Source organism: Pseudomonas medicaginis (assembly GCF_965119365.1).
Taxonomy (GTDB): Bacteria; Pseudomonadota; Gammaproteobacteria; order Pseudomonadales; family Pseudomonadaceae; genus Aquipseudomonas.
Map to the genome: position 1 here is coordinate 766,776 of NZ_OZ221631.1, position 18,769 is coordinate 785,544.

Annotated in this window: 19 protein-coding genes; 9 read left to right on the top strand and 10 right to left on the bottom strand. The window is 64.5% G+C overall.

Annotated features, from left to right (window positions below):
• Positions 1-2: 2 nt before the first annotated feature.
• Genes gspF through ACMTA2_RS03390 form a run of 8 tightly spaced genes read left to right on the top strand, consistent with a single transcriptional unit; the run spans position 3 to position 5,445 of the window.
• Positions 3-1,211: a type II secretion system inner membrane protein GspF gene (gene gspF / locus ACMTA2_RS03355; protein WP_413793707.1), complete on the top strand. Its 1,209-nt coding sequence runs from the start codon at positions 3-5 to the stop codon at positions 1,209-1,211.
• 3 nt (positions 1,212-1,214) lie between these two features.
• Entirely contained in the window at positions 1,215-1,670 is a 456-nt protein-coding gene (gene gspG / locus ACMTA2_RS03360) for a type II secretion system major pseudopilin GspG (protein WP_413793708.1), read from the top strand.
• Between the two features lie 2 nt (positions 1,671-1,672).
• Positions 1,673-2,140 carry a type II secretion system minor pseudopilin GspH gene (gene gspH / locus ACMTA2_RS03365; protein WP_413793709.1) on the top strand — a complete coding sequence of 156 codons (468 nt, stop codon included), beginning with the start codon at positions 1,673-1,675 and terminating at the stop codon, positions 2,138-2,140.
• Positions 2,133-2,519 carry a type II secretion system minor pseudopilin GspI gene (gspI, locus tag ACMTA2_RS03370; RefSeq protein ID WP_413793710.1) on the top strand — a complete coding sequence of 129 codons (387 nt, stop codon included), beginning with the start codon at positions 2,133-2,135 and terminating at the stop codon, positions 2,517-2,519. Before gspH ends, gspI begins: the two co-directional genes overlap by 8 nt.
• Entirely contained in the window at positions 2,512-3,045 is a 534-nt protein-coding gene (locus ACMTA2_RS03375) for a type II secretion system protein GspJ (protein ID WP_413793711.1), read from the top strand. The genes gspI and ACMTA2_RS03375 overlap by 8 nt, the downstream gene beginning before the upstream one ends.
• Positions 3,042-3,890 carry a type II secretion system protein GspK gene (locus ACMTA2_RS03380; protein ID WP_413793712.1) on the top strand — a complete coding sequence of 283 codons (849 nt, stop codon included), beginning with the start codon at positions 3,042-3,044 and terminating at the stop codon, positions 3,888-3,890. Before ACMTA2_RS03375 ends, ACMTA2_RS03380 begins: the two co-directional genes overlap by 4 nt.
• Entirely contained in the window at positions 3,887-4,990 is a 1,104-nt protein-coding gene (gene gspL / locus ACMTA2_RS03385; RefSeq protein ID WP_413793713.1) for a type II secretion system protein GspL, read from the top strand. The genes ACMTA2_RS03380 and gspL overlap by 4 nt, the downstream gene beginning before the upstream one ends.
• Entirely contained in the window at positions 4,990-5,445 is a 456-nt protein-coding gene (locus ACMTA2_RS03390; protein ID WP_413793714.1) for a type II secretion system protein M, read from the top strand. Before gspL ends, ACMTA2_RS03390 begins: the two co-directional genes overlap by 1 nt.
• A 213-nt stretch (positions 5,446-5,658) precedes the next feature.
• Here the strand turns inward: ACMTA2_RS03390 and ACMTA2_RS03395 are convergent, their stop codons facing one another.
• Entirely contained in the window at positions 5,659-6,915 is a 1,257-nt protein-coding gene (locus ACMTA2_RS03395) for an MFS transporter (RefSeq protein ID WP_413795585.1), read from the bottom strand.
• A gap of 140 nt (positions 6,916-7,055) precedes the next feature.
• Here ACMTA2_RS03395 and ACMTA2_RS03400 point away from each other — a divergent pair, with 140 nt between their 5' ends.
• On the top strand, positions 7,056-7,970 hold the full coding sequence (locus ACMTA2_RS03400) for a LysR family transcriptional regulator (protein ID WP_413793715.1): 915 nt from the start codon (positions 7,056-7,058) through the stop codon (positions 7,968-7,970).
• Positions 7,971-8,025: 55 nt separating this feature from the next.
• Here ACMTA2_RS03400 and ACMTA2_RS03405 read toward each other — a convergent pair whose 3' ends face one another.
• The 9 genes from ACMTA2_RS03405 to ACMTA2_RS03445 all read right to left on the bottom strand — a co-directional run bounded on the left by ACMTA2_RS03405 (position 8,026) and on the right by ACMTA2_RS03445 (position 18,757).
• The gene (locus ACMTA2_RS03405; protein WP_413793716.1) at positions 8,026-12,024 is read right to left on the bottom strand and encodes a dermonecrotic toxin domain-containing protein; all 3,999 of its coding nucleotides are present in this window, start codon (positions 12,022-12,024) and stop codon (positions 8,026-8,028) included.
• A gap of 182 nt (positions 12,025-12,206) precedes the next feature.
• Positions 12,207-12,653: a hypothetical protein gene (locus ACMTA2_RS03410; protein WP_030140968.1), complete on the bottom strand. Its 447-nt coding sequence runs from the start codon at positions 12,651-12,653 to the stop codon at positions 12,207-12,209.
• A gap of 32 nt (positions 12,654-12,685) precedes the next feature.
• Positions 12,686-13,912 (bottom strand): beta-ketoacyl-ACP synthase, encoded by a 1,227-nt coding sequence (locus ACMTA2_RS03415; RefSeq protein WP_413793717.1) that lies wholly within the window; start codon positions 13,910-13,912, stop codon positions 12,686-12,688.
• Positions 13,912-14,640, bottom strand: a complete 729-nt coding sequence (fabG, locus tag ACMTA2_RS03420; RefSeq protein ID WP_413793718.1) for a 3-oxoacyl-ACP reductase FabG — start codon at positions 14,638-14,640, stop codon at positions 13,912-13,914. The genes ACMTA2_RS03415 and fabG overlap by 1 nt, the downstream gene beginning before the upstream one ends.
• A complete protein-coding gene (locus ACMTA2_RS03425; protein WP_413793719.1) occupies positions 14,637-15,104 on the bottom strand; it encodes a hotdog family protein in 468 nt (155 codons plus the stop codon). The genes fabG and ACMTA2_RS03425 overlap by 4 nt, the downstream gene beginning before the upstream one ends.
• Positions 15,101-16,297 (bottom strand): beta-ketoacyl-[acyl-carrier-protein] synthase family protein, encoded by a 1,197-nt coding sequence (locus ACMTA2_RS03430; RefSeq protein WP_413793720.1) that lies wholly within the window; start codon positions 16,295-16,297, stop codon positions 15,101-15,103. The genes ACMTA2_RS03425 and ACMTA2_RS03430 overlap by 4 nt, the downstream gene beginning before the upstream one ends.
• Positions 16,294-16,776: a hypothetical protein gene (locus ACMTA2_RS03435; protein WP_413793721.1), complete on the bottom strand. Its 483-nt coding sequence runs from the start codon at positions 16,774-16,776 to the stop codon at positions 16,294-16,296. Before ACMTA2_RS03435 ends, ACMTA2_RS03430 begins: the two co-directional genes overlap by 4 nt.
• Complete coding sequence (locus ACMTA2_RS03440) at positions 16,773-17,501, bottom strand: class I SAM-dependent methyltransferase (protein WP_413793722.1); 729 nt, start codon at positions 17,499-17,501, stop codon at positions 16,773-16,775. Before ACMTA2_RS03440 ends, ACMTA2_RS03435 begins: the two co-directional genes overlap by 4 nt.
• On the bottom strand, positions 17,498-18,757 hold the full coding sequence (locus ACMTA2_RS03445) for an NAD(P)/FAD-dependent oxidoreductase (protein ID WP_413793723.1): 1,260 nt from the start codon (positions 18,755-18,757) through the stop codon (positions 17,498-17,500). The genes ACMTA2_RS03440 and ACMTA2_RS03445 overlap by 4 nt, the downstream gene beginning before the upstream one ends.
• Between the last annotated feature and the right edge of the window lie 12 nt (positions 18,758-18,769).

The following is an 18,769-nucleotide window of genomic DNA, read 5'->3' on the forward strand; positions in this document are numbered from 1 at the left end:
CCATGCCGACCTTCGACTATCGGGCCGAAGACCTCCAGGGCCGACGCTGCAAGGGCCGCGTGGAAGCCGACAGCCCTCGCCATGCACGCCAGTTGCTGCGCGAACGTGGCCTGCTGCCCAGCGAACTGGCTGAAGCCAAGGAACAGCGAACCTTGGGCGGACGCCCGGCCGGGGGGCGCTTGAGCCCGGCGGATCTGGCGTTGCTGACATTGCAGTTGTCCACCTTGATCCAGGCCGGCCTGCCCCTTGAGGAGGCCCTGGGAGCGGTGGCGCAACAGAGCCAGAAGCGGCGCGTGGCCCACCTGCTGGCGGCGGTGCGCAGCCGGGTGATGGAAGGTCACGCGCTGGCGACGGCACTGGGGGCGTTTCCCCAGGCGTTCCCCGAGCTATTCTGCGCCACGGTCGCGGCGGGCGAACAATCCGGTCACCTGGGCCAGGTGCTGGAACAGCTGGCGAGCTACACCCAGGCGCGCCAGGCCTCGCGCCAGCGCATCCAACTGGCGTTGGTCTACCCGCTGATCCTGACGCTGGCCTGCATCGCGATTGTCGCCTTCCTGCTGGGTTACGTGGTGCCGGATGTGGTGAAGATTTTCATCGACAGCGGCCAGCCGTTGCCCTGGCTGACCCAGGCGCTGATTGCCGTGAGCGATGGCTTGCGCCGCCATGGCCTGCTGCTGCTCGGTGCGCTGGCAGGCCTGCTGGGGCTGTGGCGCTGGAGCTTGCGCCAACCGGCCTGGCGCCTGCGCTGGCACCGTTTGTTGTTGCGGTTGCCACTGTTGAGCGACGTGCTGCGGGCGATGGAAGCGGCCCGATTCGCCAGCACCTTGGCGATCCTGAGCAAAAGCGCGGTGCCGTTGGTGGACGCCCTGCACATCGCCGCGCAGGTGATCGGCAACCTGACGATCCGCGCACGCATGGCCGACGTCGCCCGCTCGGTCCGCGAGGGCGGGACCCTGACCCGTGGCCTGGAGTTGGGCGGCGATATCCCGCCGCTGATGCTGCACATGATCGCCAGCGGCGAACGGGCCGGCGAACTCGACAACATGCTCGCCCGGGCCGCCGAACAACAAGAAGCCAGCCTCGCGGCACGCATCGCGCTGGTGGTGAGCCTTTTCGAACCGGCCATGTTGGTGTTGATGGGCGGCGTCGTGCTGCTGATCGTCATGGCCATCCTCCTACCGATCCTGAGCCTCAACCAATGGGTGAATTGACCGATGAAACGCCAAAGCAAACGACCTGTACGCCCTCAACGCGGTTTTACCCTGATCGAAATCATGGTGGTGGTAGTCATCATTGGCGTGCTGGGCGCCATCGTGGTGCCGCAGTTCATGAGCCGACCCGACCAGGCCAAGGTCACGGCCGCCCGCACCGATATCCAGGCGATCGCCACGGCCCTGGAAATGTACCGCCTCGATAACGTTCAGTACCCCTCGACCCAACAAGGCCTGGAGGCGTTGAGCAAGCGCCCGTCCGGCACACCCGCGGCCAGGAACTGGAACCCCCAGGGTTATCTGAAGAGCCTGCCGGTGGATCCCTGGGGCACGCCCTACCAGTACCTCAATCCCGGATACAAGTCCGTCGATGGCAGCTATGACCTCTATTCCCTGGGCGCCGATGGCTTGCCGGGCGGTGAAGGGATGGCGGCCGACATCGGCAATTGGGTCGAGTGAACATGCAGCGTCGTTGCCGGGGCTTCACCTTGCTGGAACTGATGGTGGTGATCGTCTTGATCGGTGTCCTGGCGGGCATGGTCCGCTTCGCCACGGGGCCGAGCCCGACGCGTGAGGCCCTGCAGCAGGCCCGGGACTTCGTCGCGGTGGTGGAGCCGTTGCGTGAGCGTGCGGTGTTGGACGCACAGGAATACGGTGTGCGCGTGCAGCCCGACGGTTACCAGGCGTTGCGACTTCAAGCCCAGGGCTGGACGGCAGCGTCGGCGCTGCATCGATTGCCGGAGGGCCTGACGCTTGGCTTGGAGCAGGAGGGCCATGTCCTGCGCCTGGAGGACGTTCAAGGCCCACCGCAGTTGCTGATACTCAGCAGTGACGAGATCAGTCCGTTCAGGCTGCTCATCAACGTCGCGGGGCAGACGATTGCCCGGGTATCGAGCGATGGCCTGGCGGAGCTGCGGGTCGATGAGTAGCGCGCGCAGGCAGGTCGCCGGTTGCCAGGGTTTCACATTGCTGGAAGTCATGATCGCCCTGGCGATTTTCGCGACGCTGGCGGCAGCCGTGCTCTCGGCCAGCCAGTTCGTGCTCAAGCAAAGCGCGGGGCTCGAGGACCGTCTGTTCGGGGCCTGGTTGGCGGACAACCAGTTGAGCGAGTTGCGCCTGCAAGCTGTCACGCCGCCCGGGCAGGGGCGACTGAGCCGGCACTTGGATCGTCGTGATTGGGTCTTGCAGCAGCGTATCGCCCCGACCCGTGATGGGCGCCTGTTGCAGGTCGAGATCCAGGTCAGTCGCTTCGATGGCGCGGCCGTTGTGCATCGCACCACCGGGTGGATCGGTCGCCGTCATGAATAAGCAATCGGGTTTCACCTTGTTGGAACTGGTCATCGCCATCGCCATTTTTGCCTTGCTCGGCCTGGCCAGCTGGCGGTTGTTCGATGGCGTCGTGCGGACCCAGCAGGGAGCCGGTCAGCATGAGCGGGACATCAGGGCCTTGCAGCGCGCGGTGGCGGTGATTGAACGGGATGTGTGGCAGGCGGTTGTCGACTCGGTCGTGCTGGCGCCCGGGCATTTGCAGTTGCAGCGCAGCCATTGGCGCAATCCACTGGACCAGCCACGCAGCGAACGGCAAGCGGTGAGCTATCGGCTCAAGGGCAGCGCGTTATGGCGCGAGAGTGTCGGCGAAGGCGCGCCGCTGGTGCAGCGGCAGAAATTGCTCGACGACGTCCGCAGCCTGGACTGGCGGGTGTTTGACTCGCAACGGGGTTGGCATCACCAAACCGCGAGCGGCACCACGCCGCTGGCGCTGGAATTGATCGTGTCGGCGGGGCGTTTCCAACAGATACGCCGAGTGCTGCTGTTGCCGCAGGCATTGCCATGAAGCGACAACGTGGTGTGGCGCTGATCAGCGTGCTGTTGGTGCTGAGCCTGGCCTTGCTGTTGGTCGGTGGCCTGTTGCGTAGTCATCGGCTGTTGTTGCACAGCAGCGCCCAGCAACTGCAACAGGTCCACTTGCGGCAATTGGGCTTGGCGGGTGAGGACTGGGCGCGGGTGGTTCTGGAGGACAGTGGGATAACGCCGTCCGGACCGGTTGACCTGAGCCAGGATTGGGCTCGGCTCGGGCCCGTCTTGGAAGTGGGCGGCGCCGAGCTGTACATCGATATCGAGGATTTGTCCGGACGCCTGAATCTCAATGCGCTGCTGGCCCTGGGGCAAGTCGACTCGGTCACCCTTGGTCGCTGGACACGCTTGCTGGCCTTGCTGGATCTGCCGCCGCTGTCGTTGCCTCAGGTCGGCCCGGTGCAGGAGTTGAGCCAATTGCGTCTGCTGCCGGGCATCGACGGCCAGACACTGCGGCGCCTGGAGCCGTGGGTGGTGTTGCTGCCCAAGGACGCGCGATTGAACATCAATACTGCCCCGCATCGCGTGCTGATGACCCTCGATGGCATGGAGGCCGGGACCGCCACGGCGTTGGTCAACCAGCGTCGCTACGCACCATACGCCAGCGTGCAGGCGTTTACCAACGACCCGGCGTTGTCCGGGGTGGGGCTGAGCAGCCACGGCCTGGGCGTGAGCAGTCGCTGGTTCCGGATCACCGTGAGCGTGCGCCATGGCGACAGCCGTCTGCGCCTGGCCTCGGATATCGAGCGCGATTCTGTCAGCGGGCGCTGGACGGTTCGTCAGCGTCGTTTCTTACCCTTCAGTTCCAGCGAGCTTCCTCGATGAAAAACTGGCTTTACCTGACGGCCGAAGGCCTGGGGGCGCCTTGCGCCAACTGGCCGTGCTGCGTGTGGTCGTTAACCGGCGAGCGCCGTCGCCTGCCGTTGCACGAGGCGGCCGGCGAGTTGAGCGGCCGGCCCGTCGACGTGTTATTGCCGATGGAAATGTGCAGTTGGTTGCGCAGCGATCCGTGGCCCTCTCGACGCCAGCCCCGGCCCCAGGCCCTGGCATTCGCCATCGAGGAGCAACTGAGCGAAAACCTGGAGGCGCTGCACATCAGTGTCGGCCCGCGCGACCGCCAGCACCGCTATTCGCTGATGGTGACGGAACGGGCCCGCTTCCAGGCGCTGTTGGCGCTACTCGCCGAACAAGGCATCGATACGCGAGTGGTGCATGTCGACGCCGACCTGCTTGCCGATGACCAGGCAGTGGGCGTGCGCTGGTTCGGACGTTGGTTGTTGGGCGCAGGGCTGCCTGCGCGGGTGGCGTTGTCGGCACGGGCCTTGGCAGCGCTCAAGCCCGGTCTGCCCGAGGACATTCACTGGCTGGACGAAGAGCGCGATTGCCCTGGCGTCGATGAATGGATGCTGAGCCCGGGTGGACGTCCCATCGACCTGTTGCAAGGTGAGTTTCGTCGGCGTCGTCGACCGCTGCCATGGCGTGGTGTTTCAGTGGTGGCGCTGAGCATGTTGGTGCTCACCTGGGCCTTCAGCGAAGCCCGCGTGCGTTTTCTTGAAAGCGAAACCCGGCGTTTGTATGCCCAAAGTGAACAGCGATTCAGGTCGCTGTACCCCGCACAGGAGCGGATCGTCGACCTGGCGGCGCAGTTCCAGGCATTACAGAGTCGACGCGGACAAAGCCAGGATACTCAGGTGACGCGTCTGGCCCGTCTGACCGAGCAGGTCATTGGCGCCAGCAACGTCGAGGTGCAGCGCATCGATTTTCATGAAGGCGAAGGCTGGAAAATCCAGCTGACGGCCAACAGCTTCGTCGAGCTTGAACAACTGCGTGAACGCGGGCAGCAAAACGGATTGCCCATCACCCTGGGCAGCGCGAGCAAACAGAACAACCGCGTGCAGGCCATCCTCACGCTGGAGAACGGTTGATGAACGTCAATGGCGTGCAGGGCTTGAAGCAGGCTTGGGGCCGGCTGTCATGCCGTGAGCGAGGGTTGTTGCTCGGTCTTGCCGGGTTGATGTTGGCGGGCGTGTGCTACGTCTCGATCTGGCAACCCACCCGGCAACGGCTGGAGATGACCGAGCGGCAGTATCGCCAACAGACCGAACTGAACGCACGGATCCAGCGTGCCGAACCCTCCCGGGAGATGACGGCCGCCACCCAGCCCTTGTCGGTGCGCGTCAACGAGGATGCGACAGCGGCGGGGTTGGAAATAGCGGAAATGGAGGTCGACGGCGATTTGTTGCGGCTCGCCGTCAGCGGCGAGGCCAATTCGTTGCTTGGTTGGTTGGATCAACAAGAGCGGGAGGGGGCCGGGCTGCAATCGCTCACTCTGGAAGTTGAGAATGGCTTGCTGGGGGCGCGGGTGGTTTTGCGTCAATGACCGACTGCAACAATCTTGACCAGGAGTATGGGCTCTTGTGGCGAGGGGATTTATCCCCGCTGGGCTGCGAAGCAGCCCCCAATCTGTCACCTCGGTGAGCCAGGATGATCGCATTCAACCTTTTTGGGGCGGCTGCGCCACCCAGCGGGGATAAATCCCCTCGCCACAAAGTGCTTGTTTGTCCTTGGTTTTTGGGTGGTGAAGCCGTGATGGCTAGACCTGCACATTCCCCGGCAACAATGGCAACTTCGCCAGCTTCACCGCCACACACAACGCAATCACCAGTAGGCCACCGATGAACAGGCCTATCCCGTTCCAGCCGCCCAGGTGCCAGGCCACGCCGCCCGCCGTCCCCGCAACGCTGGATCCGGCGTAGTAGCTGAACAGATAAAGCGACGAGGCCTGGCCCTTGGCCTTGAGGGCGCGGCGGCCGATCCAGCTGCTGGCCACCGAGTGGGCGCCGAAGAAGCCGAAGGTGAACACCAGCATGCCCAGGATTACCAGCCACAGCGGCGTGGCCATGGTCAGCAAGAGGCCGGCCAGCATCAGTGCGATGGTTGCCCAGAGCATTTTGCGCCGGCCGAGTCTGTCTGCCAGTGCACCGACTTTTGCCGAGCTGTAGATACCCGACAGGTACACCACCGACAGCAACCCGACGAAAGCCTGGTCCAGATGATAAGGCTCGGCCAGCAGGCGGTAGCCGATGTAGTTGAACAGCGTCACGAACGCGCCCATCAGCACGAAGGCTTCGAGAAACAGCAGCGGCAACCCGGCATCGCGAAAGTGCATGACGAAACCGTCCAGCAGGCTGCGCGGGTGCAACGACCGAGGACGGAAATTGCGTGACTCGGGAAGAATCCGCCAGAACACTGCCGCCGCGATCAACGCCAGGCCGCCAACCACCAGCATCGCGGTGTGCCAGCTGACAAAGTCGATCAGGACCCCGGCGATCAAGCGTCCGCACATGCCGCCGATGGCGTTGCCGGCGATATACAGCCCCATCGCCAGGCCGATGTGCCTGGGGTGGATTTCCTCGCTCAAATACGTCATCGCGACCGCTGCCAGCCCGCTCAACGACAGTCCCACCAAGGCGCGCAACAGCAGGACGCCTTGCCAGGTCGGCATCATGGCGCTGGCCATCGTGCACACCGACGCGGCGAACAGCGCCGCGACCATCACTGACTTGCGGCCAATGCGGTCGGAAATCGGGCCGGTGATCAACAGGCCGATGGCGAGCAGGCCGGTCGCCACCGACAGGATCAGGCTGCTCTGGGCCGCGTTGATGGAGAACTCCCTGGACAGCAGCGGCATCATCGGTTGCACGCAATACAACAGGGCAAACGTCGCAAAGCCACCGCAAAACAGCGCCAGTACCGTGCGCATGAACATCGGCGTGCCTTTCTCGATGTAGATGTCCTTCAGTTCGGCGGCGACATCGTCTTGCACACGCGGGGGAAGTTCATGGGCCAGTGGGGCGACGGCAGTTTTCACGGTGGACCTCGCAAGGACACGATCAGGCAGGCAATGAAAAAAGCATATCGCCGGTCAATGTTTCTATCCAATATATTGTTCGACCTGTTTAAGACGTTTAACGACCTATTGGAAGGCCCATGGAACTGCGTCACCTGCGTTACTTCATCGCTGTGGCCGAAGAGCTGCATTTTGGCCGTGCGGCCCTGGCCCTGGGCATCTCCCAGCCACCGTTGAGCCAGCAGATCCAGGCGCTGGAGCAGGAGATTGGCGCCCGGTTGTTCGAGCGTACCAACCGTCGGGTCGAATTGAGCGAGGCCGGGCGGTTGTTCCTTGAGGAGGCGCGACGGGTATTGGCCCAGGTCGACAAGGCTGCCGACGTGGCCCGCCGTGCCCAACTGGGAGAACTGGGCGAGCTGAAAATCGGCTTCACTTCCTCGGCGCCTTTCAATTCCACCATCCCCCAGGCGATTTTTTCATTCCGGCAACGCTTTCCGGCGGTGCACCTGAACCTGCGGGAAATGAGCAGTACCCAAGTGGCCGACGCACTGCTCGACGAAGTGATCGAGGTGGGCATCATGCGACCGTTGCCGTTGCCCGACACCTTGACCGAAATCGAGCTCAGCCGCGAACCGCTGGTGGCCGTCCTCAGCGCCAAGCATCCCCTGGCCCAGGGCAATGAAGACGGCCTGTTCCTCTCGGCCTTGGCCCAGGAACCCTTCGTGTTTTTCCCCCGCAGCTACGGCAGCGGCCTCTACGCCCAGCTCCTGAGCCTGGCCCGCGACGCCGGCTTCAGCCCGCACTTCGCCCAGGAAGCCGGCGAAGCCATGACCATCATCGGCCTGGTGGCAGCGGGGCTGGGCGTCTCAGTCTTGCCCGCGTCCTACCAGCGCATGCGCATCGACGGCGTCGTCTACCGCCCGCTGCTCGATCCAGCGGCGGTGTCGGCGGTGTGGCTGGTGCAACGCAAGGACCAGCGCTCGCCGATGGCGCGGGCGTTTGTGGCGTTGCTGTGTGGCGGTGCTGAAAACAGCCAGGCCCGCGAGCGTAGTTGAACAAGGCCCACGGCCCCGTGCGAGGGTTGTCCCTATCGGGTCGAAGGAGGTGTGCTTAACCTTCCCAGACCGTCGCGGGGCCGTTGGCGTGGTAGTCATAGAACCCCTGGAGTGTCCAGGTATCGCCCTTGCGTTCAAACGCGGCGCGCCAGGCGCCCTTGCCGCCGCCCGGGGTCAGTTGGGCCATGGTGTACCAGTAATACCGGTTGATCCTCTTGGTGGTGATCCTTCCCGCACGGATATCTTCCGTGATGACGTCGACCCTGGCTTTAGCCGCTTCCGAGAAGGTGGAATACGCCATCTGGGCTTCAGCCAATGGGCTGTTCATGACGGTGAATGTGTCCGGTACCGGCGATGGGGCGGGTAACACCGCGGGGGCGACGTTGGGCGACGTCCCTTCCACTTTGTGGGTTCGAGCCTGGGTCACGAGCTCGATGTCGAACGGTTCGTAGTGGGCCAGTGTACGGCTGAAGTTGGTGATGTCTTCCCCGGTGAGCAGCATGACGTTGCGTTGCGTCTGGCCTTTGTTGGCGATGATGTAGGGCACTCGATTGTTGCGGATCTCCGTCAGCAGCCCGGGCTTGTGCCTGCGCTGCTTCTCTTCGCGCAGGGCAGCGATCAGCTCGTTGTAGTATTCCGGCGAGGTCTTGTAGCTGTCCCGGGCCGCCCGTGCTGCTGGATCATTGCCTGGCAATCGCGCCTGCGTCCGGGCCTCCAGTTCGGCTTCCACGCTATGCAACATGTCCCGGGTGTCGTTCGCGATCTTGTCCATGGCCGCCTTCTTCTTTCCGCCTTTGGAGGTGAAGGTCATGAAGACGGCGCCGGTAATGTTGTCCGTGATGACCGTGGTGTTGATCTGGATCCGGTCTTCGGTGAAGAAAATATTCTTGTGCGCCAGTATCGTGTCGTAGATTTTCATTTTCTGGGTTTCGCTCAGGGCAATGCTGGAGACGTTTGCCTCGATGTTTTCGCAACTGAGGACGACGATGCTCCAGGTGTTCATCTTGTCCAGCAGTTCCCGCAGGCTGGCCCTGCGTTTGGACAGATCACCCCGGCCCCAGGTCCAGTCGGTTATTTGGGTGCGGTAAGCGTTGATGTCGGCGGTACCGACGTCCGCCATGCTCTCGCGGAGTATGCGTTCGGCCAGCGCTTCGGGCATGGAGTCGAAAATAGCCTTTGCGGTGCTGACGGCTTCACGGGAGGGGTAGCGATTCATCACCAGTACGGCCTCCACCAAGGCGCCGCACGTGCGTTGCTGCGGTGTTTCCGGCGGGCGCCCGAACAGGCTCAGGAGCGCGCCGCCTCCCCTGAGCCGATCGCGCTCCACAATGCGCCAGCGGTCATTTTCCCAGACGACCGTGCGCTGATTCGAGCGGTTGTCCGGCGCATAGATGATCCGTTCGCCGGCCTGGATCGCTGTTTTGTAATAGCCATCCCCCAGCATCAGGTAGCCCTGGCCGTCGGTGCCCCGGTACCGGTGGCGTCCCTCGGCGATCAGCCCGTGCCCGTCGAAACCGTTGAGCCGGTAGGGCTCCAGCTCGGGATCCGGTATGCGCGGCAGGGACGACAAGGTCGGGCGCGCCTGCCGGCGGCGTCCGGCGCGGGCCATGATCAGGTCTTGTCCAGCTTCGGCGATGACCTCTCCCAGCCCACCGATAAAGTCAGTGGTCCATTGGTGAACGCTCCCGTTCTCATCATCGATGGCCGACACCGCCGCACCACCCGCCATGGTTGGCAGGATCGCGCGACCCAACAGGCCGCCGAGCCGTCCCACCGGGAACATCGACATGGCGCCCGTCAGCAGCATGACGGCGTTTCGGCGTCCCTCCTGTGTAAACGCGCTGTCGCGCTCGGCATTGGTCACGGTCAGCATTTGCGCGGTCTTGACCGCGTGGACGATCTGCGTTTCGTGCAGCACCTTGAACAGGTCGTCCTCCACCGTCGGCGCGGCGATTTTCTTGGCGAAGTCATGCTGTGCCCGGTCCTTCGTCCAGGCGAAGACGGAGCGCGTGACGCTCTTGATCTTCTGCTCGAACGTCAGGTTTTCCGACAGCGGCACCAGGCTGGCAAGCTGCTCGGCCTGTTCCAGTAACGGCAACTGCGAAATGAGCCAGCGGGTCATCTGCGGTGTGGCGGTGAGGGTCTGCACCACGGTCGCTTCCAGCGTCCGGCTGCTCGCCGCGTCCACGTCCCTGAACACCTTGCCGTCGGGGGCGCCCGGGGTGTAGAGCGTCAGCGAAGGGCGGCTGGCGAGTGCCTTGACCCCGAACGCCAGCACTTCTTTCAGGACACTGTCGCCCCAGTGCAACTGACGAACCACCACCTCGTGTCCGCCGACCTTGTCGCGGTCTTTCGCCGTGGGGCTGTCCAGCGCCGCCAGCACCAGCTTCAGCCCGGTGTTGTCGCGGTCATCCCGCAGATCGCCGCAAATGTGCGCCGCCCACAGTTGCGCCCGCATCTGCTGCGTTTTCAGGGCCATCCATGGGGCTTGGGTCTGCCGGGCTGCCACTTGCAGTTCGGTCGGCAAGCGGGCGCCGACATTGGCCCTTTCGATGACCTCGACAATCTGCGCAAACGTCAGCGGCCCGTCCACGGTCGTGTGGGGGGCGTTGCGCTCTTCCAGTGTCAGGTTGGACATTGCCCATTGCGTCAGGGAACGACGGTCATCGACGATCCCCCTGACGCTGCCTTGGGATACCCCGGACCCAAACGGCGAGCCACCGGTGGGGGCGTGGGGGTCGATCACTTCCTTACGAATGCCCAGCGACACTTCGTCAGGGTCGACCGGCGGGTATTTCTCGCGGATGAAACCTGCCAGCAGGGCGCGGGTGCGACTGCGAAGGGCATCCGGGGTGGCCAGTGCCACCGGGTCTGGCGCGGGAGCGGTTTCCACCAGCGTGGTTTGCAAGGCCTGGGTCGCCTCCCACCATGCCAGGCGGTCGCTACCGGTGACGTGAGGGTTGCCGTGCAACCAGTCGTCGAGTCTTTTCAGCCCCAGCCGCAGTTCGCGTTCGTCCATGGCTGCGGCCAGGTCCAGCCGATGGCCCAGTTCCGCAGCGGCGTCCAGCCTGCCCAGCCAGGTGTCGATCTCTTCCGCTTCTGCTGGGCCGCTGAGGAACACGCTGGCGACGGCGTTCTTCTGCTCCGTGCGCAGTTCGGTGACCAGGCGGGCCAGGAAGTGCTCGGCCACGGGAGTTGTTTCGATCTCGTCCCCGGGGTCGCCGTCCTCCCTCAGGCTGGCCTTGAGCGCCGTCAGGTCTTCGTGAATGTGCAGCGGCTCGCCCGGGCGGTACAGCACCGCATTGCCCGACTCGCTGGGATTGCCATGTTGGGTCAGCACCACGGCCATGGGGACCGGTACGCTGACCGCCCACCCCGATGGGGTCACGCTCAGGCTATGGACGCCGGGCCGCTGGTGCTCCGGCAACCGTGCACGAGACGCCGCGTCCGGTGCCGACAAGGCGCGTTCCGCCAACGTCTTGTGCATCAAGGCTCCCATCGCTCCGTCCAGCTTGTGGAGGTCGGCCTGGGCCTTGAGTTGCAGGGCCAGCTCACCGGCCAGCCAGGCGCTGATGCTCAGGCCCTGGCTGAAGTCGGCAAGACTGGCCCAGAAGTCGTCCAGCGCCTGGGTCAACAGTTGCTTGCACGACTCGGGGGGGAGGCTGATCAGGCGCTTGAGGTCGGCCAGGACTTTGGGTGTGGGCCTGGTGGGGTTCTGATCAATGATCAGATCGAGTTCGCTGGTCTCATCGAAGAACGTGCGCACATCCAACCGCCCGGCGATTGCCCGCTGGAACAGCGTGTCGAGGCGGACAGTGGTCTTGATCCCGTCCTGTTGCCTGCTGATGGACAGGTCCTGGGCGGAGAGGTGATCGGACAGCGTAGGCATTGCGCTGCGCAAGCCGTCATCCAAATGCCGGGCCAGCACCTTGGAGGTGCGTGGAAAGGCATCGTTCAGGCGGATCATCCGCCGCTGCGAGGCCTCCAGCAGGCCTGTCAGCGGGGCGCTTGGGTCTGTGGGGCTATCGACCTGCGAGGGGGTTTTGTCCGGCATGTGTTCTTCCTGATAAAAATGTTCGGAAGAACAACCTATTGAAGCGGGGTGGCGGCTGGGCGGTAGATAGATACCGCACGCCGCGGCGACAGGCAGGGTAGCAAGGGCACTCGGCGCCGCCCTTGTGGGGATGGGGTATTGCGCCTGGCAATCCCCTGGTGGGAGCGGAGGCTTTGGCTGGCTTATTGGACTTTTGCCAGGTCTCCCTTCAACGCGACGCCGGCCATGATCGCGCCGGCGTGGCATTCGTAGGTGGTGGGGTCCTTGCGTTCGTTGCTCTTGTAGAAGCTGACGATGTTGGTCACGGCGTTGGCTCCGGCGTTCTTGGCGGCCTGGTGCAGGCTGATCAGGGCTGATTGCAGCACCCATTCGCAGGCCACTTCATCGGACTTGTTGAAGGCGTTGGTTTTCTTGTTGGTCACGGCGCCGGGGCTGACCACGGTGACGTTGCCCGCCGGTTTGTTGCCGGCCAGGTAGAATTTCACGCTGCCGTCGATCTTGCCGGTGCGGATGGCTTCGGCGACGACTTTGTCGAACGGCAGGAACAGCGCGGTATCACGGGCCTGGCTGAGGCTTGGCAGGGTGCCGAGCAACAGGGCGGCGGTAACGGCGATTTTCTTCAATGGCATCATCAGTCTCCTTGACCAGGGGGTAGCGGTCATCAGCGCCAGCGGCGGAAGATCAGCGAGGTGTTGACCCCACCAAAGGCGAAATTGTTGTTCATCACATATTCGTGGCTCATCGGCCGGAATTCGTTGCGCAGGTAATCGAGCTGGCCGCATTGGGGGTCGACCTCATCGAGGTTGAAGGTGTGCACGTAGAGGTCGCGGTTCATCATTTCGATGCTGAACCAGGACTCCAGCGCCCCGCAGGCACCCAGGGTGTGGCCGAGGAAACTCTTCTGCGAGCTGATGGGCATCTGCTCGCCGAACAGGCTGCTGGTGGCCAGGGTTTCGGCAATGTCGCCCTGTTCGGTGGCGGTGCCGTGGCCGTTGACGTAGCCGATGGCCGAGGGTTCGAGGCCGGCATCTTCCAAAGACAGCTCCATGGCCCGGCGCATGGTGATCAGTTCCGGGCGGGTGGCATGCTGGCCGTCGGCGTTGCTGCCAAAGCCGACAATTTCGGCATGGATCCGCGCACCGCGCGCCAGGGCATGTTCCAGTTCTTCGAGCACCAGCATGCCGGCGCCTTCGCCGATCACCAGGCCATCGCGGTCCTTGTCATAGGGGCGCGGGCTGGTTTGCGGCGCATCGTTTTTCAGGCTGGTGGCGTAAAGCGCATCGAAGACCATCGCTTCGGTCGGGCACAGTTCTTCCGCACCGCCAGCGAGCATCAACGGCAGGCGCCCGAACTTGATGGCCTCGTAGGCATAGCCGATGCCGTGGCTGCCGCTGGTGCAGGCACTGGAGGTGGGGATCAGGCGTCCGGTCAGTCCGAAGAAGATGCTGATGTTGGCCGCCGTGGTGTGGGGCATCATGCGCACATAGGAGTTGGCGTTCAGCCCTTCGGCCACGCTGTTGAGCAGCATGTTGCCGAACGCCTTGATCTCGTCGGTACTGCCGGTGGATGAGCCGCAGGACACGCCCATGCGCCCGTCCTTGATCGATTCGTCGCCCAGCAGGCCGGCGTCGGCCAGGGCCTGTTCCGCTGCGGCCACCGCCAGGCGCGAGACCCGGCCCATGCTGCGCAGTTGCTTGCGGGTCCAGTGAGCCGGGACCTTGAAGTCGTCGATGGGGCCTGCCAGGCGGGTGTTCAGTTCGGTGAAACGGTCCCACTCATCCATGCGCCGGATGCCGCTGCGGTTGGCGGCGAAGTTGGCGGCGATGGTTTCCCAGTCGCTGCCCACGGAGGTGATGCCGGCCATGCCGGTGACGACGACGCGCTTCATCAGCACAAGCCTCCGTTGACGGCCAGGACCTGCCGGGTGATGTAGCCGGCTTCGGCGGACATCAGGAAGTTCACCGCCCCTGCCACTTCTTCCGGGGTGCCCATGCGCTGGGCGGGGATCATTTTCATCAGTTCTTCCACGGGTACGTTTTCATCGAGCATGGCGGTGTCGATCAACCCAGGCGCGACACAATTGACGGTGATCTTGCGCTTGCCCAGCTCGATTGCCAACGCCTTGGCCGCGCCGATCAAACCGGCCTTCGAAGCGCTGTAGTTGACCTGGCCGCGATTGCCGATCAGCCCGGATACCGAGGTGATGCAGACGATCCGTCCGGCGGCGCGGCGACGGATCATCGGCATCATCACCGGGTGCAGCACGTTGTAGAAGCCATCGAGGTTGGTGCGCATCACCATATCCCAGTCGTCCTCGCTCAGGGCCGGGAAGGCACCATCACGGGTCAGGCCGGCATTGAGCACCACGCCGTAATAGGCGCCGTAGGTGTCGACGTCGGCTTCGAGGATGGCTTTGCAGGCGGCGCGGTCGGACACGTCGAATTGCAGCACCCGGGCGTTGCGGCCCAGGGCCTGGATGTGTGCCTGGACCGTTTCGGCTTCGGCGCGACCGCTGCGGCAGTGCAGCACGATGTCGTGCCCGGCCTGGGCCAGGCGCAGAGCGATGGCGCGGCCGATGCCACGGCTGGAGCCGGTGACCAGTACGGATTCAGTCATGACGGGTTTCCTGTTGCGGGCGGTTCATGAAGGTATTGGGCGGCCTGGGGCGGACGGAATACATTGAGCCGGGCCGTGGCATGGATGCCGGGCGCGTGGATGTGGCATTCGAACACGCCCATGCCGTTGTCGTCTTCCAGGGAGCGCACGCCATGGATGGTCAGTTCGGTGCCGGCGGGGAAACGCTCGACGTTGCACTCGAACTTGCGGGTGCCGAGCAAAAAGCCCAGCTCTACGGCATCGCCGCGTTGGCGTGCGTGGCAACCGGCAAATGCCGCCACGCTCTGGGCCATCAGCTCGATACCGACCCAGGCCGGCAGCGCGCCGTCGTCGAGGCTGAACAAACCGCCGGGCTTGACGGTGGCCTGGGTGTGGATCTGTTCGTCATCGAACGACAGGATCCGGTCGACGAGAATCATGTCGCCGGCATGGGGCAGCAGTTCGGCGAGCGGCCAGTCAATCATGGGGCGTCTCCGATAATCAGGCTGACGTTGTTGCCGCCGAAGGCAAATGAATTGCTCATCAGGCGGCGTGCAGTGGCAGGGGCCAGGCGAGTGCTGGCGGTGACCCAGTCCAGTGTCGGCAGCGCCGGGTCGGCCTGGCCGTCCCAGACATGCGGCGGCAGGGCCTGGGCGGTGTTTTCAGCGCTCAGGGCCAGCCAGCAGAATGCCGCTTCCAGCGCGCCGGCCGCGCCGAGGGTATGGCCGGTCATGGGTTTGGTGGATGAGCAGGGCACTCCCGCCGGGAACAGCCCGGCCACGGCCTGGCTTTCCATGGCGTCGTTGTGTTGCGTGGCGGTGCCGTGCAGGTTCAGGTAGTCGATCTGGCTGGCGTCGAGGCCGGCGCAGCGCAGGGCTTTTTCCATGGCCTGGCGCGCGCCGCGACCGCTGGGTTCGGGCGCGGAAATATGATGGGCATCGGAACTGGCGCCGTCGCCGAGCAGGGCAATCGGTGTGCCCTCGCCAGGCGTCTTGCTCATGAGAAACAGCACCGCCGCTTCGCCAATGTTGATGCCGCTGCGGTTCACCGAGAACGGATTGCAGCGTTCGCTCGACACCGCCTCCAGGGCGGAAAAACCGTTGAGGGTCAATTGGCACAGGCTGTCCACGCCACCGCACAGTACGGCGTCGCACAGGCCCAGGTCCAACAGGCGCCGGGCGCTCATCAAGGCGCGGGCGCTGGAGGTGCAGGCCGTGGAAATCACGTAGGACGGGCCGCTCAAACCGAGCCAGTCGGAAAGAAAGTTGGCTGGCGCGCTGAGTTCCTGTTGCTGGTAGTCGTAGCCATCGGGGAAGCACTGCTCGCGCAGGTAGTGGGCGATGCCCTGGCTGGCCTCATCAATGCCCGACGTGCTGGTGCCCAGGACGATGCCGATACGGGCGCTACCGTAGGCCTGGATGGCCTGGTCGATCTCGGCGCGAATCTGCAGCCCCGCCTCCAGCAGCAGCTGATTGTTGCGGCTGCGTTGTGCCGCCAGGGCAGGCGGGATGGGCGCGAGCTCACCGGGCACCGCGGCGACGGGCAAGGCTCGTTCGGCCACCCAGCCCTTCTCGCTGCGTACGCCCGAGCAGTCGCCGGCAAACAGGTTGTGCGCAACGGTGTGTTTGTCGCGGCCCAGGGCACAGATCACCCCGAGGGCATTCAGGTAGGCGGTCATGGGGCGTTCTCGGTCAACGGTGTGATGCGGTAGCGGGGGCCTTGGGGCAGGCTCATTTCAAAAACCAACGGCTGTGTGTAACGCACCTGCCACCGACTCTCGAGGGTCCGTTGCGATGCGTGCTGGCGAGCGGCGGGATAGTTGCCCGGCAGTTCGGCTTCGGGGGTCAGGGCGAACAACAGCGCGGCAAACAACTCCCGTGCCTCGGCATTGGGTGGCAGCAGGCCGTCGGCTCGCCACTGGCCGTCGACCAGGCGCTGGCGGGCCACGGGAATGCCCAGCGGGTCCATCATTGACCAGCGCAGGCCGGTGTCTTCATGCTGGATCACCAGCAACCAGTCCTGGCGTTGGCCGGCCAGTGTCCGCTCGATGTGCAGTTGCATCGGCAGCGCCAGGGTCGGTGTGCGGGCGGGCAGCGGCGCCTGGCTGGCGCAGGCGCCGAGCAGCAACAGACAGGCGATCAGCAGGCCACGGATCATCCGGCAACCCCTTCGCCAGGCTTGCGGGCCACCACGTTGACCAGGGTTTCCTCACGCTCGCCATAGGGAGCGGGGCGGCGCAGGCCAAAGCGCTCCAACAGGCCGAAATCCTTGGCACGGCTCCACCACAGGTACGGGTAGGACACGTTGCAGTCTTCGAACTGGAAGCCTTGGTCGCGGATCATCTGCAGGTACTGCGCGGCACTTTTCTGCACGTGCATGGGGTGGCGGAACAGCCAGCGGATCACCCAGGTATCGATGTAGGCCTCGGTGGACTCGGCGAACATCAAATAGCCGCCGGGCTTGAGTACACGGTAGAACTCGGCGAGGGCCTTTTCCTGCTCAACCAGGTGATGGAACGTCTGGTGGCAGAACAGCAGGTCGACGCTGGCGTCGGGCACCGTCAAGGTTGCGCAGTCGCTGCCGATCAGCTCCACGGCCATGCCTTGGCGCGTGGCTTCCTCCCGGCTCAGGTCCAGGCTGTGGGGGTCGGCATCCACGCCAAGCAGGCGTTGTGGCGCGAACACCTGGCGCAGGTACTGGAACGATTTGCCCTGGCCGCAGCCGGCGTCCAGCAGCACCGGGTTGGCCGGCAGCGCGGTACTGAATAGGCTGCGCAGGTCGTTGATCGCCACGCGCAACACGTGGTGCTGCCAAGTGTGGCTGCGCAGGAACCAGAAGCCGAAGCGGGTTTCTTCGACGTAGTTGTCGCTCAGGTAGCTCATGGCTGCTGACTCGGCGCCGGGCTCGCGCAGATCTCCGAGAGCATGCGCAGGCGCCGCTTGGGTTCACTGACGAACGGGTTGCGCTGATCCCAGGCGTAGCCGGCCAGGATCGAGCTGATCATGCGGCGGATGTCGTCCGAGCCTTCGGTGTAGAAAATCACGTCCTGGAAGGTGCCGGCGTACCAGCCCTCGACATAGCAGCGGAAGGTGTCGACGCCGCGCTTGAGCGGCTCGGCAAACTCGCTTTGCCAATCCACGCTTTCACCTTGCAACTGACGGTGGAGCACGTCGGCGGCCATGCTCGCCGAGCGCATGGCAATGGTCACGCCGGAGGAGAACACCGGGTCGAGGAATTCCGCAGCGTTGCCCAGCAGGGCAAAGCCAGGGCCGTGCAGGCTCTTGACGTTGGCCGAGTAGCCGCCGATGGTCCGCGCCGGGGTGTCCCACTCCGCGTTCTGCAGCACGCCCGCCAGGCTGGGGGTTTCGTCGATGAAACCCCGCAGGCAGGCATCGAGGTCGTCGGTGCGGCCGGCGAAATGTTCCGCCGCCGCGACCACGCCCACCGAGCAGCGCCCGCCGCTGAACGGAATGGTCCAGAACCACACGTCACGTTTGCTCGGATGGGTGGTGATCAGGATTTTTTCCCGGTCGAATGCCGGCGCGTCGATGCGATCCTCGATGTGAGTGAACACCGCCTGGCGCAGGGGGAAATTCGACGGCGCCTCGAGGTCCAGCAGGCGCGGCAGGACGCGGCCATAGCCGCTGGCATCGAGCACGAAGTCGGCTTCGACACGGTACGCGCTGCCGTCTTCGCGCTGCACGCCCAGCCGGGGTCTGGCGAGGGTGAAATCGGCACTGGCAATCGCTTGGCCGTAGCGGATCTCCACGCCTTGCAGGGCGGCCTGGTCGGCCAGCAACTTGTCGAAGTCGGCGCGTTGCACCTGGAAGGTCGTGGGCTTGCCGTTGCTGAAGGTTTCGCCGAAGTCGAAGGCGCTGTAACGCTCGCCCCAGGCAAACGCGGCGCCATTCTTGCGCTGGAACCCGGCGGCATTCACCGCGTCGAGCATGCCCGCTTCTTCAACGAAATCCAGGCAATGGGACAACAGGCTCTCACCGATGGAGAACCGTGGGAAATGCTGGCGTTCGATAACCAGCACGTCGTGGCCCTTGCGCTTGAGCAGTGCGGCGGCGATGGCCCCGGAGGGACCGGCACCGATGACGACGACCTGGCGATATTCCGTTTCAGTGACAGGCATTGGGGTTCCTTG